At 52.1% G+C, this 19,216-nt stretch carries 14 protein-coding genes and 1 pseudogene; 8 read left to right on the top strand and 7 right to left on the bottom strand.

Annotated features, from left to right (window positions below):
• Positions 1-543 precede the first annotated feature (543 nt).
• Positions 544-3,342 carry an HsdM family class I SAM-dependent methyltransferase gene (locus AB4O35_RS05095; protein WP_175406740.1) on the top strand — a complete coding sequence of 933 codons (2,799 nt, stop codon included), beginning with the start codon at positions 544-546 and terminating at the stop codon, positions 3,340-3,342.
• A complete protein-coding gene (locus tag AB4O35_RS05090; RefSeq protein ID WP_065880262.1) occupies positions 3,339-4,070 on the top strand; it encodes a hypothetical protein in 732 nt (243 codons plus the stop codon). The genes AB4O35_RS05095 and AB4O35_RS05090 overlap by 4 nt, the downstream gene beginning before the upstream one ends.
• A 248-nt stretch (positions 4,071-4,318) precedes the next feature.
• Here AB4O35_RS05090 and AB4O35_RS05085 read toward each other — a convergent pair whose 3' ends face one another.
• From AB4O35_RS05085 to AB4O35_RS05070, 4 genes and pseudogenes are all read right to left on the bottom strand, one after another.
• Complete coding sequence (locus tag AB4O35_RS05085; RefSeq protein WP_043205934.1) at positions 4,319-6,235, bottom strand: methyl-accepting chemotaxis protein; 1,917 nt, start codon at positions 6,233-6,235, stop codon at positions 4,319-4,321.
• Between the two features lie 209 nt (positions 6,236-6,444).
• Positions 6,445-6,987 (bottom strand): annotated as a pseudogene (gene tnpC, locus AB4O35_RS05080) (IS66 family transposase); the annotation flags it as partial.
• A gap of 239 nt (positions 6,988-7,226) precedes the next feature.
• The gene (locus AB4O35_RS05075) at positions 7,227-7,916 is read right to left on the bottom strand and encodes an MAE_28990/MAE_18760 family HEPN-like nuclease (protein ID WP_256548019.1); all 690 of its coding nucleotides are present in this window, start codon (positions 7,914-7,916) and stop codon (positions 7,227-7,229) included.
• Positions 7,917-7,919: 3 nt separating this feature from the next.
• On the bottom strand, positions 7,920-9,044 hold the full coding sequence (locus AB4O35_RS05070) for a DUF262 domain-containing protein (RefSeq protein ID WP_065880260.1): 1,125 nt from the start codon (positions 9,042-9,044) through the stop codon (positions 7,920-7,922).
• A gap of 742 nt (positions 9,045-9,786) precedes the next feature.
• Between AB4O35_RS05070 and AB4O35_RS05065 the strand changes: the two genes are divergently transcribed.
• The 3 genes from AB4O35_RS05065 to AB4O35_RS05055 all read left to right on the top strand — a co-directional run bounded on the left by AB4O35_RS05065 (position 9,787) and on the right by AB4O35_RS05055 (position 14,189).
• Positions 9,787-11,772: an ATP-dependent nuclease gene (locus AB4O35_RS05065; RefSeq protein WP_065880259.1), complete on the top strand. Its 1,986-nt coding sequence runs from the start codon at positions 9,787-9,789 to the stop codon at positions 11,770-11,772.
• A 2-nt stretch (positions 11,773-11,774) separates the two neighbouring features.
• Positions 11,775-13,679: a UvrD-helicase domain-containing protein gene (locus AB4O35_RS05060; protein ID WP_065880258.1), complete on the top strand. Its 1,905-nt coding sequence runs from the start codon at positions 11,775-11,777 to the stop codon at positions 13,677-13,679.
• A gap of 195 nt (positions 13,680-13,874) precedes the next feature.
• Positions 13,875-14,189, top strand: coding sequence for a hypothetical protein (locus tag AB4O35_RS05055; protein WP_065880257.1), 315 nt, complete (start codon positions 13,875-13,877; stop codon positions 14,187-14,189).
• A 172-nt stretch (positions 14,190-14,361) separates the two neighbouring features.
• Here AB4O35_RS05055 and AB4O35_RS05050 read toward each other — a convergent pair whose 3' ends face one another.
• The 3 genes from AB4O35_RS05050 to AB4O35_RS05040 form a co-directional block, all read right to left on the bottom strand.
• A complete protein-coding gene (locus tag AB4O35_RS05050; RefSeq protein ID WP_139114611.1) occupies positions 14,362-15,072 on the bottom strand; it encodes a hypothetical protein in 711 nt (236 codons plus the stop codon).
• 47 nt (positions 15,073-15,119) lie between these two features.
• Positions 15,120-15,659: a glycoside hydrolase family 75 protein gene (locus AB4O35_RS05045; protein WP_139114610.1), complete on the bottom strand. Its 540-nt coding sequence runs from the start codon at positions 15,657-15,659 to the stop codon at positions 15,120-15,122.
• Positions 15,660-16,497: 838 nt separating this feature from the next.
• Positions 16,498-16,716: a hypothetical protein gene (locus AB4O35_RS05040; protein WP_065880254.1), complete on the bottom strand. Its 219-nt coding sequence runs from the start codon at positions 16,714-16,716 to the stop codon at positions 16,498-16,500.
• Between the two features lie 750 nt (positions 16,717-17,466).
• Here AB4O35_RS05040 and AB4O35_RS05035 point away from each other — a divergent pair.
• The 3 genes from AB4O35_RS05035 to AB4O35_RS05025 all read left to right on the top strand — a co-directional run bounded on the left by AB4O35_RS05035 (position 17,467) and on the right by AB4O35_RS05025 (position 19,200).
• Positions 17,467-18,228, top strand: coding sequence for an SIR2 family NAD-dependent protein deacylase (locus AB4O35_RS05035; protein ID WP_460149564.1), 762 nt, complete (start codon positions 17,467-17,469; stop codon positions 18,226-18,228).
• A 118-nt stretch (positions 18,229-18,346) separates the two neighbouring features.
• Positions 18,347-18,817, top strand: a complete 471-nt coding sequence (locus tag AB4O35_RS05030) for an antitoxin Xre/MbcA/ParS toxin-binding domain-containing protein (RefSeq protein WP_460149563.1) — start codon at positions 18,347-18,349, stop codon at positions 18,815-18,817.
• Positions 18,818-18,894: 77 nt separating this feature from the next.
• Positions 18,895-19,200, top strand: a complete 306-nt coding sequence (locus tag AB4O35_RS05025) for a hypothetical protein (RefSeq protein ID WP_457241787.1) — start codon at positions 18,895-18,897, stop codon at positions 19,198-19,200.
• The last annotated feature ends 16 nt before the right edge of the window (positions 19,201-19,216 follow it).

The following is a 19,216-nucleotide window of genomic DNA, read 5'->3' as shown; positions in this document are numbered from 1 at the left end:
CTTGAGGACAAAGCAGTAGTTTTCGATGGGGAGTCCATTGAGTTAACTAGCTTAGCTGCTGAGCCAAAATGGGATACGCGCGCGCGCATCGTGATACCGTTTAGCCCGTTGATCTCAGCGCTTCGCAAATGTCTCTCCGTTGAGGAGGGAAGCCCTCAATCCAACTTAGTGTTTCCTCCGCTCGAAATGATGAAAGGAAGGCCGGCGTGATGCCAATACAAAGCTGCTCATCACTTTGCTTGCGGGTAGAGAAGCCAGTCTACACAGTGCGAAAACAGGGAAAAGTTTACGATGTTGCCTGCTGAGTTAACCCGCCAATCCATTGCTACTGCCTTGGGCACGCAGCCTGAGACAGTGGTGACTTTTGCGCAGGCGTCATTTGCACTTCGGCCAGAGCACCTAGATTTCTTGGGTCTGGTCAATGCACACGCGCGTGAGGAGCCTACACCGGATGCAGTGGTTCTTAAGGACGATCAGCCACTGTTTTACATCTGGGACCTTAGGCATGAGCCCCTGCAGCATTCTCAAGATCGATGCCGGGACATGTCTCGCCTTGCACTAAGGGCGGATGCTCCCTATGTCGTATTTCTGCGTCCTGGCAGTGTGCAGGTCTACGCGCTAGGGCAAGCTCGCGATGTAAATGCCTCGCCGCTATTGGAGACTGCGGATCTGCATCCAGGTCTACTCGCCAAACTAGCTTTTGGGGATGTGTCGGGGCGCTCAGACGGTATCAGCACGCATGACCTAATGCTCGAGTTGCTGAATGTCGTCACTGAGGAGTTGATTGAGTTCCGAGGAGTCAGTGCAACTGAGGCATTGGCAATGACGGGGCGGGCGATTTTTCTTCGATTCCTCTACGACCGGGGGATTCTTGATGATCAAAACCCCTTCCCCGGCGTACCACGTTTTATGGATTGCTTGTCTACACCAGAGTTTGCCGCGATCAGTTCAGCGTGGCTTGACGAGACGTTTAACGGCGATTTGCTGACCCTCCCGAATGATGGAAGTGAGGCCTATTTTAAGGGCCTGAATGTCAGCAACGGAACATCGGCTTTGGACGATCTGAGCGCGATAATCAGAGGCGACAAGCCTGTGGGTGATGGTGCTTATCAGACACAGTTTTCCTGGAGCGATCTGCATTTTGCCTATATCCCCGTAGGCCTCCTTAGTCAGGTGTACGAGGAATACATCCATCGCTTTGAGACGGCAACTGCAAAAGCGCAGAGCGTCTATTACACGCCCCGGCACTTGGCAGAGTACGTTGTAGACCAAGCGTTGGGTATGCTGGGCCAAGATGCCTACAAGGCCAGGGTATTGGACCCTGCTGCAGGTGGTGGCGTGTTCCTGCTTGCCGCATTTCGACGGCTTGTCCAAGGCTACTGGAGGGCTACAGGCAAGCAGCCAACTACGAAGGTAATACGGCACATACTGAACAACCAGTTAGTCGGAATGGATATCAACCCGGCAGCGCGGCAGTTAAGTGCTCTGGCCTTGTACTTGACCGCTTTGGAGCTGGATCCTGATGTCGCCAAGTTACAGGATCTAAAGTTTGACCACCTTCAAGGGCGCGTCTTGCTTGACGCTGAAAACTGGGTGGATGAGACCAGTGGCCTGTGCCTAGGCAGTCTGAGTAGGCCGGCCAACGAGTTCTTGTGCGGACAGTTTGATGTGATCGTCGGTAATCCACCTTGGACCTCCGTTGCCGCGCTTAAGCAAAAGAAAGCGTTTGACCAAGTCTCGCGTCAGGCAATGGTCGAGCGTGGCATAACTCCTGTGGCCAATCCTGATGGGGTCCCAGATTTGCCATTCGTTTGGCAGTCAACCCGCTGGGCAAAGCCCGATGCCGTGTTGGCTTTCGCTCTCCACGCCCGTTTATTGATCAAAACGACACCGCAGGGTCTGGATGCGCGCAAGGCGCTTTTCAGTGGATTGGATGTCAAATACGTTCTGAACGGAATGGAGCTGCGTAATACCCTTGTCTGGCCTAGCAACGCCGCATATTTCTGTCTTCTTTTCGCGCGCAATCGCGCCGCTGAGGCGGGAAGCCAGTTCTATGCAGTGACGCCTGCAGTTGACCGAACACTCAATGCTGAGGGCCGTATACGTATCGATCACAAAGATGCTTGGGCATCTGATGCCGATATGGTCGGGCAAATGCCTCATCTGTTTAAAACGCTGGCGAAAGGCAATGGCTTGGATGTTGCCTTGCTGGAGAAAATACAGCGTGACGTTAAGCGACCTCTCAAGAGCTCCGAAAATCGCGAGTCCGGCGTACAGCCCGATGCGCAGCGACCAACGTTAAAAGCCTACGCCGATAGTGTCGGCATCCATCATGGCCATGGATATCAGACCAGTAGCGAAGACGAAGACGCAGGGTTCCTCACTGGTTTGCCGATGATGCCGGACCCGAGGGAAGCGCTGTGGCACGTAGTACCTACTCAAGATTTGCTCCCGTTCGAACTTGATCGTGTGCACCGTAAGCGTCATTCCAATATCTATGATCCGCCGTTGGTGTTGCTGAGGAAGTCACCTAGTACTCAGGACAACGCGCCTACTGCAATGCTGGCTCTTGACCGAGTCGCCTACCGCGAATCGTACATTGGATACAGCTGCGCAGCAGTGGCAGAGCCTCATCTTATGTCCGTGTACCTGTGGGCTTTGATGAACAGCAAGCTGTTTCTGTACTACGCATTGATGACCAGTAGCATTTTTGGCTGCGAGCGCGAAGCTATACAGAAATCGGATATCGAGCAATTTCCGGTGATCCCGCTCGATTCGCTACCCAAGAAGAGTATCGATCTCTTACACGAACTCCTCGCGAAGGCCGAATCTCGTGGTTTCGTAATGCAGGACGTTGATTCGATTGTCAGCTCTATCTATCGATTAGCGCCGGCGGATATCACTCTCGTTGAGGATCGCCTGTCCACTGCTCTTCCTTTCTCTCGGGTGAAACGGTTCGCTGTATCCCCACCCAATGAGGCGGATGTAAACCGTTATCTGGAGTCGCTCGAAAAGATCCTTACGCCTTTCGATCTTAGTGATGAGCCGCTTGAGCTGACTGCGTACCCACAGAGTCCGCTTTCGCCATGGCGATTCATAAGGGTGGGGGAGCGCAGTCTTGATGACATGCCCAAAACTTCTGATTTGCTTGGGGCGCTGAACATGGCAGATGACATGGGATGCACACTGGTGGAGTTCCATCAGGAGCGCGCTGTCTATTTAGGTATCTTAAATCAGCGTCGATACTGGACCCGAACCGCCGCACGTACGCTTGCTTTGGATTTAATCAAACGTAACGATGCAATCCTCAATCGTGTGACAAGGAGCAGGGTCGCTAGATGATTGGTCCACATGGAAGTCCTGGAAAATTGATCTCTGTTAATGCCGGATTCCCCGTTAGGGTCTCCCCGAATGTCTTGGCCGTAGTGATCCAAGCATTGCAGCAGGCATGGTCCGTCATCTGCTCAGACCCGACAGAGCACCTCTCGCCTGTCACGCCAGGCAACCCAGAGGAAGACCGCTACACGGACGCTCTTTGCGAAATACTTTCTCATTTTCTGGATTCTGACGACTGTCCTATCGATGGTTTTACGTCCGATGTGTTTGAGAATGTCGAACGCTCACCCAACATTGGAAACTTCGATTTAAAAGTCATCAACAAACAGCCAGACCTTGTGATCCGTCTTGCTAACCGTCCGATCTCTAATACTCGCCGTTACGTTGGCATATTTGCGGAGACAAAAGTCGTATCCCAAAAGAAGAGTCTCACCAATTACACCAAGGAAGGCGTTTCTCGATTTGTGCGTGGTGATTATGCTTGGGCAATGCAAGATGGCCTCATGATCGCGTACCGCAAGCAGCCCCATCGGGGAATAGCTACGCTGGAGGCACCGCTGAAAAAGGATCAGTCATTGCTGGTAGTTCAGGACAATGCGCAGCATCTCATTCGGTCCGGACTGCCGGTGCCTGCCTGTGGCAAGAGCACGCATGAACGTCAGTGGAATTACCAGGCTGGTGGGGCGCCCGGGGAGATTAGCCTCTGGCATCTCTGGGCTTTCGATATTCCTTAACTGCGAAATTGCAGTAAGCGTCTGCCAAAGTCACCTTGTATGACTCAGAACGGTATAAGCAGTCCTTCAGAAAGCCGTAGGACGGCTGATAATCCATGGCCTGACCTCATCCGGCGACATGAAAAGCCTCGTTTATCGCGTTGAGCAAAGTAGCCCTTATAGGCGCGTCACCCTCTCACCTACCAATCCTCAAATACCCGAAAGTCATTCTCTCGGGCATTTGAGCATCCGGTAAAAAAACTTGTAACTCAGTTCACCTTGAACCGTCCCACCAGCCCCTGCTGTTGCTCGGCCAAGCGGGCTAACTCGCGGCTGGTGACGGCGGTTTGTTCAGCACCGGCGCTGACCTGGATAACCAGAGTGTTGATGTCGTTTACGTTGCGGTGGATCTCCTCGGCAACCTGACTCTGTTGTTCTGCCGCCGAGGCGACCTGTATGTTGCTGTCGCTGATGGTCGCGATGCCCTCGGCTATTTCTTCTAGCAACTCCCCTGCGCGCACTACGTTGCTCGCGCCTTCTTGAGCCTTCCCTAGAGTTTCCTGCATGGAAGTGGCGGCACGGTCGGAGCCGGATTGCAGATTGGCGATCATCTTCTGGATACTGACGGTGGAATCCTGAGTCTTTTTGGCCAGATTCCGCACCTCATCGGCGACCACGGCAAATCCACGACCCTGCTCACCGGCACGGGCAGCCTCAATGGCAGCGTTCAAAGCTAGCAGATTGGTTTGCTCTGCTACACCACGAATCACATCCAAAACCGAGGAGATGGAATAGCTTTCACCCTTGAGCTCCTCAATGATTCGGGATGTTTGTTCGGCCTGAACCTCAAGCCCTTTGATCAAGCTGATGGTGTTCTCGATTTCAGCCTTGCCCTGCATAGTGCTGGCATTAACGCGCTGCGACATCTCTGCGGCGTCGGTAGTGCTGCGCGCCACGTCTTTGACCGTGGCGCTCATCTCGCTGATGGCAGTGACCACCTGATCGGTGCCTTGACGCTGCTGGACGACGTTATTGCTAGTTTGCAGGGCCACAGCCGAAGACTGCTCGGCGGCGGTCGCGACCTGCGCCGTGGCACTCCCGATCTCACGGATCACTTCACCGATCTGTATGGCCATGTTATCCAGGTTACGCGAGATCTCGCCAAACTCGTCTCTGCCGGTGTAACGGGTTCTGGCAGTTAGGTCACGCGTGGATAGCGAAATAAGGGTGCGGTTCACGTCGACCACAGCGATTTTGATATTGCGAATAATCACCGAAGCGAGCCACAGCACCGCAATCAACATCAGAATGACGGTGGCTATTGCGACATACAGACTGCGCTGGGCATCGGTACGCGCGACATTGGCTAGGCTCACGACCGTCTGGCCCAGTTCAGCCTCGACCTGAGCCATCATGTCGATACGGCTGGTGGAAAGGTTGAACCAGTCTTCGGGTTTGATATTAAGCGGATCGCCTAGAGGCGTATCAAATCCGAGTTTTTGCAGGCGAGCTACATCGACGGATGCGGGCTGTTGTAGAACCGCATCCAGCTTATTTTTGAACACGGCAGGAGCCCAGCGTTGAAAGGCCTCGAAATAGCCGGAGAACTCGCCCATGTTGCGGCTGAAACGTGACAACAGCGGCGCATCAAAACGGTTTTGGTTGAATGCCAGGCCAAGCAGTACACGCTCTCGACCAGAGCGCTCTTTCATGTCTACGAACTGATTGAGTGAACTCAGCCCACGCAGGATTTCCGGATCCTCAATGCTGGTTTCCAGTGAGTAAGAGAAGCCGATCAAATTTTTGATAAGATCGGTGAATCGGGTGCCGGACTCGCCGTTATTGATTGCGAGCGTGTCCACCTGCTGACGCAGTCCGGCCAAACCATCAATTGCGCGCAGCATCTTGTCAGGCGCGATAAGACCCTCGGTCGATTGCGCATGCATCGCGCTCACCGCACGGTCGGTTTCTTGGCGTAAGACTTTCAACTTGTCCTGCATCGTCTTACCACCGCTGCCCAGAAACACGCCGCTTGCGCCGCGCTCACGCTGGATAGTGGTTACTACGTCACTGAGTTTCTGCGCGGTGCCGGTAGCGGTGACCGCTCGGTTCATCTCGCTCAGTGTCTCTCGTTTGTCAGCTACAAAAATCCCGGCGAAGACCAGAAAGCCCAACAGGGGAAACATCAAAATAAGCAGTAGCTTTGTACTCAAAGGAGCATTTCTAAGCATGGCAGGCCTCAGGGCTTGAAGATGTTGTTTAAAGCTATCCAAGGCGAACGTTCTATGAAGTCGACGTCTGATAGAACCCAGGATGGTTCAGTAGTAGCCTGCCGTAGCCAGTTTTTTCTCCGTTCGGAATGTTTCGGCTGAAACCAGCAAAGCTTTACCTGTAGCTAAGCAGGCGCCCAGCTATGTGGTAGCAGTCGCTCGATCTCGCTGGCCCGCTGCGTCGGCAGCTGCGTCAGCACATCCTTGAGATAAGCATACGGATCATGCCCGTTCATACGTGCCGACTGGATCAGGCTCATGATCGCCGCCGCCCGTTTGCCGCTGCGCAGCGACCCAGCAAACAACCAGTTCGACCGCCCAAGCGCCCACGGCCGGATCAAGTTCTCGATCTGGTTGTTGTCGATGGGCACAGCACCATCGTCCAGGTAGCGCGTCAGCGCTACCCAGCGTTTAAGGCTGTAATCCAGGGCCTTGGCCGTAGCAGAGCCCTCGGGCACAAGTTCGCGTTGGGCCAGCATCCACTCATGCAGTTTTTCAGCGATGGGCACCGCCGTTTCCTGGCGTAATCGCCAACGGTCTTCGTCGCTCATTTCCTTAGCGTGTCGCTCGACTTCGTACAGCCCGCCAATCGAGTGAAGCGCCTGCTCAGCCAACTGGCTTTTATTCGCGACGTGCAGGTCGAAGAACTTGCGGCGCGCGTGGCCGAGATCATTGGGTCTGCCTAGAAGCGCAGTCTTTCACGGCTATGCAGTTCACTTGCCTGAGTCGGATGAGTTTCTAGCGGGACATACCGATCGCAACGACAGCCTGATGCGCGAGTGGTCAAAAGGTCCTGCCGGGCTAAGCCAGTCCAGCTTCACCTTGAGCAGCAGCACAAATCTTCAACATCATAATTTAATTAATGCGATATGAAATAGAAGTGTTTTGGCCAAACCCGCACACAGCTCTATCTTCTTTTTTTAACCGGCGGCTTTTTCAAGCGATAATTTTTATTATTAATGAAAGAACTACTTTCCTGCATGATTTCTGCAAGAAATTTCTCAACATCACTGTAGTAAATTAGCAGCGATTGAAGAGCTACATCCCGCCCGAACTCTTCGAATGATTTATTACCATGCGCTAAGGCGTTACGCCCATCCTTTATAACCTGTAACTTACCCCCGTGGGTTTTGGAGATTTCAATCCCATACTTCCCCATTACCTTTCTAATTATTCTTGCATCTAGATTCCCGCTATACAGCTGATAGCTTTCGGTCATTTCCTTATAGTCGATCGAGAAGAACCCTTTCCCCCGAATCAAATCCACCGTATGATGCAAAACCTCTAAGGAATCGTGGATATTGGCCCTTTTTGCTTTATGCTTGTAAAAATATACCAAAGCCAAATCTTTTAGATTCTGATTAAGATTATTATAGTTAACTTTGCTGGTATTGATTACGTCATGGAGCCTGGCCAAAGTTTGGGTGATAGCGGCCTCGATAATATTATAAAGAGAAAGAACCACAGCAGCCCTTAACACGGGCGTATTGATCCTTTTGTCGCTTGTAAACTTACCACTTTCTATAGACGTAATTAGGTCCAACAGGTCCATGGTCTCAGAGAGTCTAAGGCTAACGTCTTGCTGTATCGAATACAATGATCAATCCCCGGAAAGCATGCTGCGAATATAGTTCACCCGATCCGTTAGCTTTTGCTTCTTATGGAGCTGATTGGGTACATGAGTATTCTTCTTGAACTCATCATTCTGTAGCACCGTCGCGATTTTTTCAGGCGTTAGACTCTCTTTGATCTTACCGTCTTGCAACGCTTTCCAAACCCCGATAGATATAGCTTCGAAAACTGAGCGCTTAGTCTGCGGATTCGACTTGTGTCGATAGCCGAATGGGAATATTGATTTAATTACTTTGTTTACGCTTTCAATTTTTTCTTCATATGAATTCACTTCCACTTGAGCAGCAGCGGGGCTCAGCTTAGCTAACTCATTGTTTTTACGCTCTATATACCTGTCTAGAAAATCAGACAGGCTACCAGGAACGCCTTGCATGTACGCATCATTCTCGGATAGTGCAAAGAACCGTAGTAATAGCTCTTGTCGCTCCTGTCTATTTTCAAGCCATTTGTCGATCAGTAGCAAATCTTTGAATGTTGAGCTTTTCTCAACGTAATCGTATATAAAGGTCGTGAAGATCCCAGTATAAATCCCTTTTCTTTTCTCCATAGGCTTGAGCAGATCACTTCCGCGGTTGATCCGCTCAAACATATCTTTCTTAACGTCATCTGTCGTCTCTTCCGACAGTATGATCAACCTCAGAGCCGTATCAAGAAATTTTCCTTGCCGACCTTTCTCTAGTTTTTCAAATGTCAAACCATTTGCTTGGCTCAACGATTCAAGCCCAGAAAGCATGAGTTTGTTTTCGGTAAAATGATATATGGCCCTGATGCGTTGCGAGCCGTCTACGATTTCCCAAGCACCATCGCGATTTTCCGCAACGAAGATAAAAGGAATAGGCAGGCCCAGAAGAATTGATTCAATTAGCTTGGACGATCTTCTTTCGTCCCAAGTAAAATCTCGCTGATAATCCGGTATAAAAAGCACATTTCTCTTCGTTTGAATGAGGTTTCGCTCGTCGTCGTCAGCATTTGAATATTCTATGCCATCCCGATACTTGTCTGAGATATATTCAACGGTCAGGTCACGCATGTCATATCTGACTTCACGTCTCTTTGCGTAAATTTGTTCTTCAAGCTTGGCGATATCAGCCATCTAAAATCCCTTTTTCGAGAGTGGATTGGTAGCCCAGCCGAGAAAATAGCAATCGGCTACTTCGAGCAAATACATTACGTCATCTGCAGTCATGGTGCCATAGTGGAATCACAGAGTTTAGTACCATTTTTATGCTTTGGCAGTCCTGCTCGATTAGCATCTGCTCAGGAAATCACCCTTCCGCACTGTATCGTTCGAGCTTTATCTAGATGTAGCTGCAAGAGCCAGGAACACTATCTTCGTACCTGATTTCGGAACTCAAGAAATGGACCTGTCGGCGCCGATGCCGGGGTGACCCAGTTGCCGAGATTTCACTGCCCCAGTCTGACTCCTCGTGAATCATTCAATCCAGGGGCAGCGCCAACAATCGTAAGCATCTCCTAGCAAGAGACAAAGTGCTGTGGCGCTTTTCCGATCCAACTCTGAAGCCGGCTTCACAGACCTGGCAGTAAGCCAGCTCTCGGATCCGCTACTCCCTAGTTGCAGAGGTCTTGCCCAGGCCCATCCAAATCATTTGTATGCAAGGGAAAAAACGTAAGCGCGCTTCAGGGCGAAGAGTCAGTTCCGATGAACCCGTCGCAACCAAATCGTCTAAGGACAAGACCAGCGATTGGTAGGGGTATTAACCTGCCCCGATAATGCTTCAGATCAGCTTGCTGAATGGCAAGACGCACTTCTCCCGCCTACGCTATGTCAGCATGCGACGAACACATATCCGTCGCGGCATAGAGGAAGGAATCCTGTGCTAATCGAATCTGTCGTCCTGTCTGGTTTTCGCTGCTTTGGCCCCGATCCAATCAGCGTAACAATCTCGCCAAAGATCACGACCATCGTCGGCCCCAACGCGGCAGGGAAAACTGCGCTTCTACACGCGTTAGCGAAGCTGTTTGGAGTGACTCGGGCACAACGCACCGTACGTCGCTCGGACTTTCACCTGGGACCTGATGACGATCCCACCAGTCTTGAATCAAAGCACCTCTACATTGAGGTTCTGATCACCCTTCCCGAACTGATTGATGGTACTGCAACGCCAGAATCAATCGCACCTTCATTTCGGCATATGCTAATCGAGCGACCAGACGATGCTCCCGTCTGTCGTCTTCGGCTTGATGCTCAGTGGGAGGACGATGGAACCGTGGAAGGCGAGGTTTCGCAAACCCTGCACTGGGTCGACACGCTCGACGATGAACCGCAAGAAGACAAGTGCCACCCCGTCTCCGTGGCCGATAGGGGACTAATTCAGTTGTATTACACACCGGCAAGCAGAGACGCTGCGGCTCAGACCCGGGCGACAGCAGGAGCATTGGCGGCTCGTTTGTTACGCGCGATCGAGTGGTCTTCCGATACCGAAGAGGCGGTTCATGACGCTACCGAAAATCTTGCCTCTGCCTTCGAGGGAGAAGCGGCAATTGCCGCAATCACACAAGCTCTGCAGACGCGGTGGTCGGCACTTCATGATGACGTCGTCGACACTAATCCGCGACTGAGTCTGGTAAGTCGCAGGTTCGAGGAGGTCGTCAACAAAATTGCAGTCATGTTCGAACAGGGGCCTGACGGTCAGGAACGCGGTATCGAGGCGCTCAGCGACGGTCAACAATCGCTCTTTTACTTCGCTCTGGCTGCGGCAGTCTTCGACCTAGAGCGAGAGGTTGTAGCGGGGTCAATTGAGGGCTTCCGAAGTGACGCTTTGCGGATACCGGCGTTGACGATCTTCGCTTTGGAGGAACCAGAGAATCATCTTTCGCCATATTTCCTTGCTCGCATCATCCGCCAAGTCCGATCACTCACAACCGATGGCAGCGCGCAAGCCATTGTCACCAGTCACTCACCGGCAGTGCTTAGCCGCGTCAATCCGACGGAAGTTCGATACTGTAGATGCGACCCCAAAACGCGCGTGTCTACGGTCAAGCGGATTAAGCTTCCAGTCAACGACGTGGAGGCTAGCAAGTTTGTACGGGGTGCGATGTTGGCCTACCCAGAGCTTTATTTTGCGCGGTTTGTTTTGCTGGTTGAGGGAGATTCGGAAAGAATTGTCTTACCAAGACTCGCAGAGGCGCTGGATTTGCTGATCGATCCAGCCTTTGTCGCCATTGTCCCATTGGGTGGACGCCATGTTCAGCATTTTTGGCGCTTGCTTAAACATCTGGGTATTCCTCACGCCACGCTGCTGGATCTTGACCTAGGGCGCGATGGGGGCGGTTTTGGACGAGTCAAAACGGCGCTCGAAAAGCTGATCGAGTTCGGTGCACCGAAAGCCGAAGTGCTGAGAATTACAACTGGCATCTTGTCCGATGCTGACTTAGCGAACATGCATAATTGGTCTGATTCGGTCGATCATAGCGTCCTCCTGTCATGGATCAACAACAACCTAAAAGCTCATGGCGTGTATTTCTCCTCACCGCTGGATTTAGATCTAGCAATGCTGGAAGCATTCCCTGCCGCCTATACAGCCATCGTCCGCGAGGGTGGGGGTCCTCGCATGGCCGCTGACAAAGCCGCCGAAGTGGCCTTGGGAACGGCAGGCCCCGGGCTAAAAGTCTACACCGGCCCCTTTGAGAATTATCCCCCTCAATTCCCGAGTTACCGCTACCACTTTCTCACCAACAGCAAGCCTGCAACCCACCTTGCAGCGCTGACTCGGATCACAAAGGCGCAACTGGTGGAGAACATGCCGGAGGTGCTTGCTTCAGTGCTTAAGCACATTTCCGCGTCGTTAAGGCGGGACTAAACATGACCTTATCGTCACGCAGAATCCGCTCAGTAGACTGGAAACCCATAGGGGTAAAATCGCTCGAAACGCACGCACTGGAGGTGGTTCGTTCACACGAGAACCGATCCGTCATCGCAGGCCCCGGCGCGGGCAAGACGGAATTGCTCGCGCAACGCGCTGCTTATTTATTGCAAACCGGCGCGGCACCTGCGCCTAGACGTATTCTTGCGATCAGTTTCAAACGCGATGCTGCCTCCAACCTCGCCGCGCGAGTGCGAAAACGCTGCCATCCTGACCATGCCGTACGCTTGGATTCCATGACGTTTGATGCGTTTGCAAAGAGCCTGGTCGACCGCTTTGGCCAGTCACTGCCCGAACGTTGGCGACCCCGACCCGATTACGACATCACCAGCTACTACGAACGCGACTACAAGGACTTCCTCTTTCAAGAAGTTGGCTTGCCCCCAGCAACAGTTGGCACAAGGGCTGATCTGCGCGCAATAGGACCGAAAACCTTCGAACGCAGCCATCTGCTCGGTCAGCCGCTGCCGATTGATGGATGGTCGTGTCCGACTGTCGGCCAATGGGCTGCGGATTGGTTCTGGCAGGCATCCCTGCACGGTGGGGAGAAAAGCGTCTTGTCCTTCCCCATGATAGGCAGGCTCGCGGAGCTCTTATTGCGAGTCAATCCCATGGCACGGGATGCGCTGCGGCTGACTTACTCACACCTGTTCATGGACGAGTTCCAGGACACAACACAGGTCCAATACGATCTTGTAAGCACCATCTTCCGAGGTACCGACACTGTGTTAACCGCCGTCGGTGACAACAAACAGCAAATCATGCGCTGGGCGATGGCCATGGATGATCCTTTCTCCGAATTCGACGCAGATTTTGCGGCTAAGCGGACATCCCTCTACAACAACTACCGCTCTTCACCCGACCTGGTGCGGATCCAGCACGTTCTAGCTCAGGCTTTGGACGCCGCAGCCGTTGCGCCTGTTTCCCAGACGGCAGGTACGATAAGCGGAGAAAGTTGTTCAATATTCGACTTCCCCAGCCCGCATGCAGAAGCACGCAATCTGGCCATATCCGTAGCGTCGAACATCGCGACGGGCAAGCTCACGCCACGCGATTTTGTTCTCCTTGTTCGCCAGAAAGCGGGGGAATATGCCGAAGTGTTGGAGCCGGCTTTTACAGCCCATGGGCTGAGATTGCGAAACGAGGCGGGATTGGCCGGAACGATCATGCTGCAGGAGCTGCTTGTCGAAGAGGTATCGGTACTCCTGGTTTTGCTACTGCGCCTTGCCATGACACCGCGGGCAGGACGCTACTGGTCTGAGTGCCAAAAATGGATGGCATCTCTGCGAGGCATTGCGTCCGATGACGAACTCGGTCACTCCAAACTTGCACGCGAATTGGACGCCTGCGCGATCTGGTTTGGCGCAAACAGGTCAAGTCCACCGACGACGCTCCAAGCCGCACGATCACTTCTTGATGAGGTTCTGGGTTTTGTCGGGCTCGAACGCCTCAAGAGCCAACACCCTGCTTACGCGCAAGGAGAATGGCTCGAAAAGGTACTCGACTCAGCGGCAACACATTTATTCGCCTCATCAATTCAATGTGGAGATTGGTCTTCGGTACTCGACACTTATGAAGGCGTCAACGCTATTCCACTGATGACCATTCACAAAAGCAAAGGGCTGGAGTATCACACTGTCATCTTTGTTGGCTTGGACGACGGGGCTTGGTGGAGCTTTTCCAACGATGAGATTGAAGCCACCGCCGGATTCTTTGTCGCGTTCACCCGTGCCAAACAGCGCGTGGTTTTCACGTACTGTGCCAAACGCGGCGGGCGCACGAAAATTGCTACGTTGTACCACCTGCTCAAGGAAGCAGGTGTTCAAATTACACAAGCATCCTGACTTTTCGGAGAGACTGTAACGGCGTAAAAAGTCTCGGGGGGACGCGCGCGCGTGCTTGCAAGCGACAACGCTGGCAGGCATGGTTTCTACTGAGGCGCCGAGTTACTTGACAGCAAAGGAATCAAGCGAGGCCTTGCCCCGCTCATAAAGTTGCCCACCAACGATCCCGAAATTACTGAACACTAGGAGCGATGTATGCTGCACGTAATGCTGTCCTTGGATTTGTCACAAGCGGAGTCTGAGCGCTACGACTTTTACAAACACCTTCAGGAGCTTGGATGGGAGAAGTTTGGCGACGTAGATACTGTGTGGCGTCGGGAGTTCCCAAGCCGGCCCACTGACGAAACGACCGCAATGGGAACAGCGGGCGAAATCTCAGAAGAGTTGGCAGCTGCGGCCGAAAAGTTTCGGCCGGAACAAATCAGCTACGTGGCGCAAATCGGAAATCATCCGGCCTACGCCAGAGTTGTGAAGAAGATGACGAGCAGATACGGCGTTTATGACGCCTGACGTATTGGTACTTTCGCCTGAGCTTGAGTGAATGACTCCTTTATCAAAGAAGAATGCAAACGCAAATTTCTTTGATAAAGCTTAGGACCGCTATGCTCATGGCGTTATCTGCTAAAATTTCCGCGATAACTCAGCTGGCTGTTCGCTTCTCCGTCGCTGCTCGACAGCTGGTTTAGAACTTACTCACGCACTGCTCAATTAGTGGCAAATAAGACGCATCGATGTTCTGCTGATCGTTCGTTATGTTATGACTATTAAATTCTGGGATGTTTTTTGTAAGTGCATTTTTGAGACGATCAAAATTTGGCTCCGCGATAACAATATTTCTTTGAGCTAATTCCAGTTTAGCGATTACATCCTCTAACCCTATGATTGCAACCCTAAGACCTGCGGCAGTAAACTCCATACCCTCAGGAATTTCCGCAACTACCCGTTCAATGCAACGCATTGCATCACTGGCCTTAAGAAAATTTTCGGATTGGACTTTGATTTGGTAATGTTCGGTATAAAAGGCTGAAACGCCGGCTAGACCTCCCCCTTGGTACACCATGGCCTTAGACCCGGACAAAGCTCCGGCGACTCCCAGCAGACCACCAATTACTTTCCCCCCATCACTAGCATTCATTGTGTTGGCCATATCTCGATATTGGGTCAAATAAAAGTCGCGATAAATACCAGCATTGAGACGTAAATCAGCAATATTTTTTGGAGTGTTCAGGCCTGAACCATTTTTTTTCAGCCAATCATGCCTCACAGTGCGCGGCGACTTATTTTCTTCAACTGCATCAGCTTCTGAGACCCTTGCTACTGGTTGTGGGTATGGGCTTATGCAGCCTGCAATAAAGCTGGCGGCCAAAATTAAACACGGTTTAGTCACACTCACCATAAAATCACCTCGCCGCCTAACACAAAGAGGAAGTTTATTACGAGCTAGATAATTAGCGAGCGGCCATAAGCCTGAATCTCATCGAAGGTACGCGTGTCCGCGAGGTTTGCGGAGCCAGCAATGATGTCGTACAAAACCCCATAGGGTACGCCTACACGCACTTTCCCATTTTTCCAGGGGTCGCAACCTAACGCTTGGTTTGCACATACGGAGGCTTCCCCGATACGCTTTACACCCCCGACATCAGCGAAGATGGCGTAGACCGAATAAGCTTTATACGTAAGCTTGGCTATATCACCTAGTTGGCACGGGATACCTGTGACCTCTTTCCAGTTACCTGGAAGAACAAAATAGGGAATCACTAAAGAGTTAACGTACTCTCCCTCTCCACTCCAGCCGTTGCTCCGACGCAAGGACGTTTCCAATTGGCCCGTAGGATCAATGGCAGGTGCATTAGGTGCTCCGTCGGTATCAGTACTCGCGTTGGAGAGGATCTGAACGCGCTTTGGCTCAAGTATGGTGACAACAGGAAGAGGATCACTTGGGTCTTTCGAACATTTCCAAGGGTGAGCAATGACTGGCATGAGATTCCCCTATACGCGTGCTTGTAGTCAGACCGATAATTTCGAGAGTAGTAGCGGATTTCCGGAAGTCAATCAGAGGCAAATTTATTTTTTATAATGTAACGCTCGTGTAACACATTTAATCTGAAGCCCAACAAGCGGGAATAATTCGGTAATGTCACCAGCCGACTGTAGCAACTCGGCGCCTCAATAATTTTGGCCAATTCACAATCAACTACCTAGGGCTGCGCAACTACCATTTTTAAGTATGAATTTTATATTTTTGCGCTAAATAAAATTCGCCTCTATTAGTATGCATGTCGGCGCCGATGCCGAGGTGATGTTGGCGCTGCCCCTGGATTGATCCAGTTGCCGACGCAAGACTGCCCCATCTCCAAACCTGCAAAAATCCAGCACAGACAATGATTTACGAAAAGTCAGGCTGGGGCATTGAAATCTCGGCAACCGGGTCACCTCGGCCTCGGCGCCGACAGGTCGCGCACAGTTTGCGGTTCTCAAGTCATTGAGGAATAAGACAGTTGTGCATGATGAAAATTCGTACACGCAAGGCGCCGTGTTGGTGCCAATTGACAACCCCGATGGACCAGTCGCAAAGAGGGGCTCACCAGCTGTGACTCTCTTTAAGGCATCAACGCTCGATGATTGGCACATCAGCAATCTACGGCTACTTACCTTGGCATCAATCACTTACGTGAATTCAGCAATTGCAGCTGCTTCAGCAGAAGTCGAGGCTTACTTGTGTTCGGTTTCCCGTGCCGATCTTGTGGCTGCTGGTCCGTACCTCTATACATCACCTTCCGTAGAAACGGTAAACCGGCGCAGGATCGATTGAGCGATTCTAGGCCTGCCGTAGTCGCATAATTGCGTCTGTAATCGCTTTTGCATTTGTGTCCAGGGTTTCCATGGCCGCGACCGCGTTATCTGTAACACTCTCTACGCCATTTTCTGAAAGCCACTTAATAATCTCTTCTATCGCCGCACCCAAGGCATGTTGGTTGTGCAGGAGCAATGTCAGAGCGTCAGCAGCGGCGATCTTGCAGTCTGAGTTATCTCGCATGGCAGTCGTCCTTGATGAGTGGTGCAGAAAGCCTAGTTCACGCGGCCCCGAACCGCGTCCTGGCGCAAGCGAGGACGTTTGAGTCCATCGTCTTAATTACCACTATTTACGCACCAAAACAGAGCGGCAGTCCCATATCAGTCCCATATGGCCTTTTCTCAGACGCCGAAAACCACAAGCTCCCGACTTTCTCTAGGAAAATCATGGGTTTGCGTCTTCAAAATTTGGCGGTGAAGAAGAGATTCGAATCCTCATCACCTCAGGCGTCCACACCTCCGATTCAGCGCCTAAGCAATGACAGCTCTTGGCCGACTTCTGCCGGTCAAGGCGCACCCGTGCGCTTGTCAAATCCGATGCAAACAACAGGTCACGTCGAATGCAAATGGGTGGTCAAGCCCATGCAATTACGCAGCAGCGGTGGGCACTATTTTCGGCCACTAGGGTGATTTGACGTAGTGGAAAGCATCTCGTAAGGTTTTCTACCATCCAATCGTTTCTTTGGCTTTGAGAGCTATTGCACGGCTTTTGTTGAGTCGCCGAGAATTGCCTCCGCTATGGCTGTGACGTGCACAAGCCTGAAGAACCGGTCGCTCTCTTTTACCGTCAAACGCTGGTTTTGTGCCGCTCTAACTTTCAAAGCTTTGTTGGAAACGATCTATCGCATTCTGACGAGAGGGAATCCACGAACTCGGGCCTACATGAAGCTGCTGTTCAAACGATAGGGCCGTACTGATCGCCCAGGTGTACATCATGACCCACATGCAGAAAGCGGCCGATGTGCTGGCAGTAGCGAGGCGAATCGTGTTCTTCACGGGGGCGGGTATATCAGCCGAGAGCGGCATACCGACCTTCCGAGACAAACTCACCGGATTGTGGGCAAAGCATAACCCACAGCGTCTGGAAACCTCTGACGCGTTTCGAGAGAACTCCGCCCTGGTATGGGGGTGGTATCTGTGGCGTCGGCGCCAAGTCACTCTGGCCCAACCTAACGCGGGTCATCACTCAATCCGCAAGTTTGCGAAGGCTGGCTGGGACGTATCGGTGATCACCCAGAATATTGACAATCTGCATGAGCGGGCCGGAGTAGATGCAGTTGTCCATCTGCATGGCACCCTGCTGAGCGTGAAATGCTTTGCATGTCACCGTCCGATTGTATTGGAGCCGGAACAGTTGGGAATTTCCAAAGAGGGCGAGTTGGTTGAGCCGCCTAGGTGCAGCCGCTGCAATGGTCGAGCCCGACCGGGAGTAGTCTGGTTTAGGGAGAATTTGCCTGAGGATGCTTGGCTGTCGGCTGTGCGGCTCGTCAGGACCTGCGACGTGCTTATCTCCGTAGGGACATCTGGTGTAGTGAGGCCGGCAGCGGACCTGCCTGAGATGGCCATCAAAGCGAAAGCCACTGTGATCCACGTAAACCTTGAGGATGTGAGCCTGGGAGACGATAGGGAGATCATGTTGATAGGCAGCGCTGCGCAAGTGCTGCCGGAGTTGCTCGGATGTTTGGGAGTGAAGTAGTGATCTTGAGCGATCCAGCGAGCCGAGGTGGAATTAACTCATATTTCAAAGCGGCTGATCACTACAATGAGAGAGAAACGGATTTAATCTGGCATACAGAGCATTGGGAGTCAGTCCAATGAGTTCTTCAATCTTGAGACCTCAAACAGGGGCCGCAGCTCAACCGCCGACGTTCCAGTTGACCCATGCTGAGACAGGAAGCTTGAGTCATCTGGACATCCTGCGCCTTGTCCAAGCTGGTTTTGCCCTCAGTGATGTTCAGGCTATGGTCCGCTCATCAAGCCTGTTCAAAGCTCACAAGCTCCTAGAGCGAATCATGGGGAAGTCCGCTCGGACCATCCAACGGCTGGGTAATCCCCAGAACGAAGTCCGATTGAATCCCCAGCAGAGCGCTGTAGCGCTCCAATACGCCCAGGGGCTTGAGCTTGCAGTGATGGTCTTCGGCTCTCAAACGCTCGCCGAGAATTGGCTGGGAAGGTCATGTAAGCATCTGTCAGGGATTGTTCCTTTCGAGATGCTCAATACCTCGGTGGGTTTCAAGGTTGTGGTGGAATACCTGGAGCGCGCTCGCTTGGGTGTTTATCAGTAGCGGCGTGCCCCTCCACGCGATACGGTCACTCGGGGCTCATCTGCTTTCATACGCTTGCTGACGTGAGGAGATAGGAGATGAAAGTTATCGGTAAGGTCGAAATTGATGGTGTCAGAGACGTTGTTTGCGATGTCTGTCGACTCACCACCAAGGTACACAACGGTGGGCTTCAATTTGCAACGTTGCAGGCACATTGGGGCTATGGAACGAAGCATGACGGTGAGCGGTACGAGATACACCTGTGTGAAGGCTGCTTTTTCCAAGCTGTTGCCGGCCTCAAGCAAGAGCGGCGTACTCAAGGGCTCTTCGACGATGATGGCGGAATGCCGGATGACGATTTCGGTTTGATTACGAAGGATGATTTCTTCAAGGACAGAGGTTGATGCAACGTGGCCACAA

Source organism: Pseudomonas sp. H1_A03 (assembly GCF_054685145.1).
Note: the sequence above shows the minus strand (reverse complement) of the source record. Positions and strands in the feature narration are given on the sequence as shown.

Excerpts from the sequence above, each read along its gene's own strand:
- AB4O35_RS05085 (WP_043205934.1), bottom strand. The coding sequence starts at position 6,235 with ATGTTTCCCCTGTTGGGCTTTCTGGTCTTCGCCGGGATTTTTGTAGCT.
- AB4O35_RS05045 (WP_139114610.1), bottom strand. The coding sequence starts at position 15,659 with ATGCCAGTCATTGCTCACCCTTGGAAATGTTCGAAAGACCCAAGTGAT.
- AB4O35_RS05095 (WP_175406740.1), top strand. The coding sequence starts at position 544 with ATGTCTCGCCTTGCACTAAGGGCGGATGCTCCCTATGTCGTATTTCTG.
- AB4O35_RS05060 (WP_065880258.1), top strand. The coding sequence starts at position 11,775 with ATGACCTTATCGTCACGCAGAATCCGCTCAGTAGACTGGAAACCCATA.
- AB4O35_RS05030 (WP_460149563.1), top strand. The coding sequence starts at position 18,347 with ATGAGTTCTTCAATCTTGAGACCTCAAACAGGGGCCGCAGCTCAACCG.
- AB4O35_RS05055 (WP_065880257.1), top strand. The coding sequence starts at position 13,875 with ATGCTGCACGTAATGCTGTCCTTGGATTTGTCACAAGCGGAGTCTGAG.
- AB4O35_RS05025 (WP_457241787.1), top strand. The coding sequence starts at position 18,895 with ATGAAAGTTATCGGTAAGGTCGAAATTGATGGTGTCAGAGACGTTGTT.
- AB4O35_RS05035 (WP_460149564.1), top strand. The coding sequence starts at position 17,467 with ATGACCCACATGCAGAAAGCGGCCGATGTGCTGGCAGTAGCGAGGCGA.
- AB4O35_RS05070 (WP_065880260.1), bottom strand. The coding sequence starts at position 9,044 with ATGGCTGATATCGCCAAGCTTGAAGAACAAATTTACGCAAAGAGACGT.
- AB4O35_RS05090 (WP_065880262.1), top strand. The coding sequence starts at position 3,339 with ATGATTGGTCCACATGGAAGTCCTGGAAAATTGATCTCTGTTAATGCC.
- AB4O35_RS05040 (WP_065880254.1), bottom strand. The coding sequence starts at position 16,716 with ATGCGAGATAACTCAGACTGCAAGATCGCCGCTGCTGACGCTCTGACA.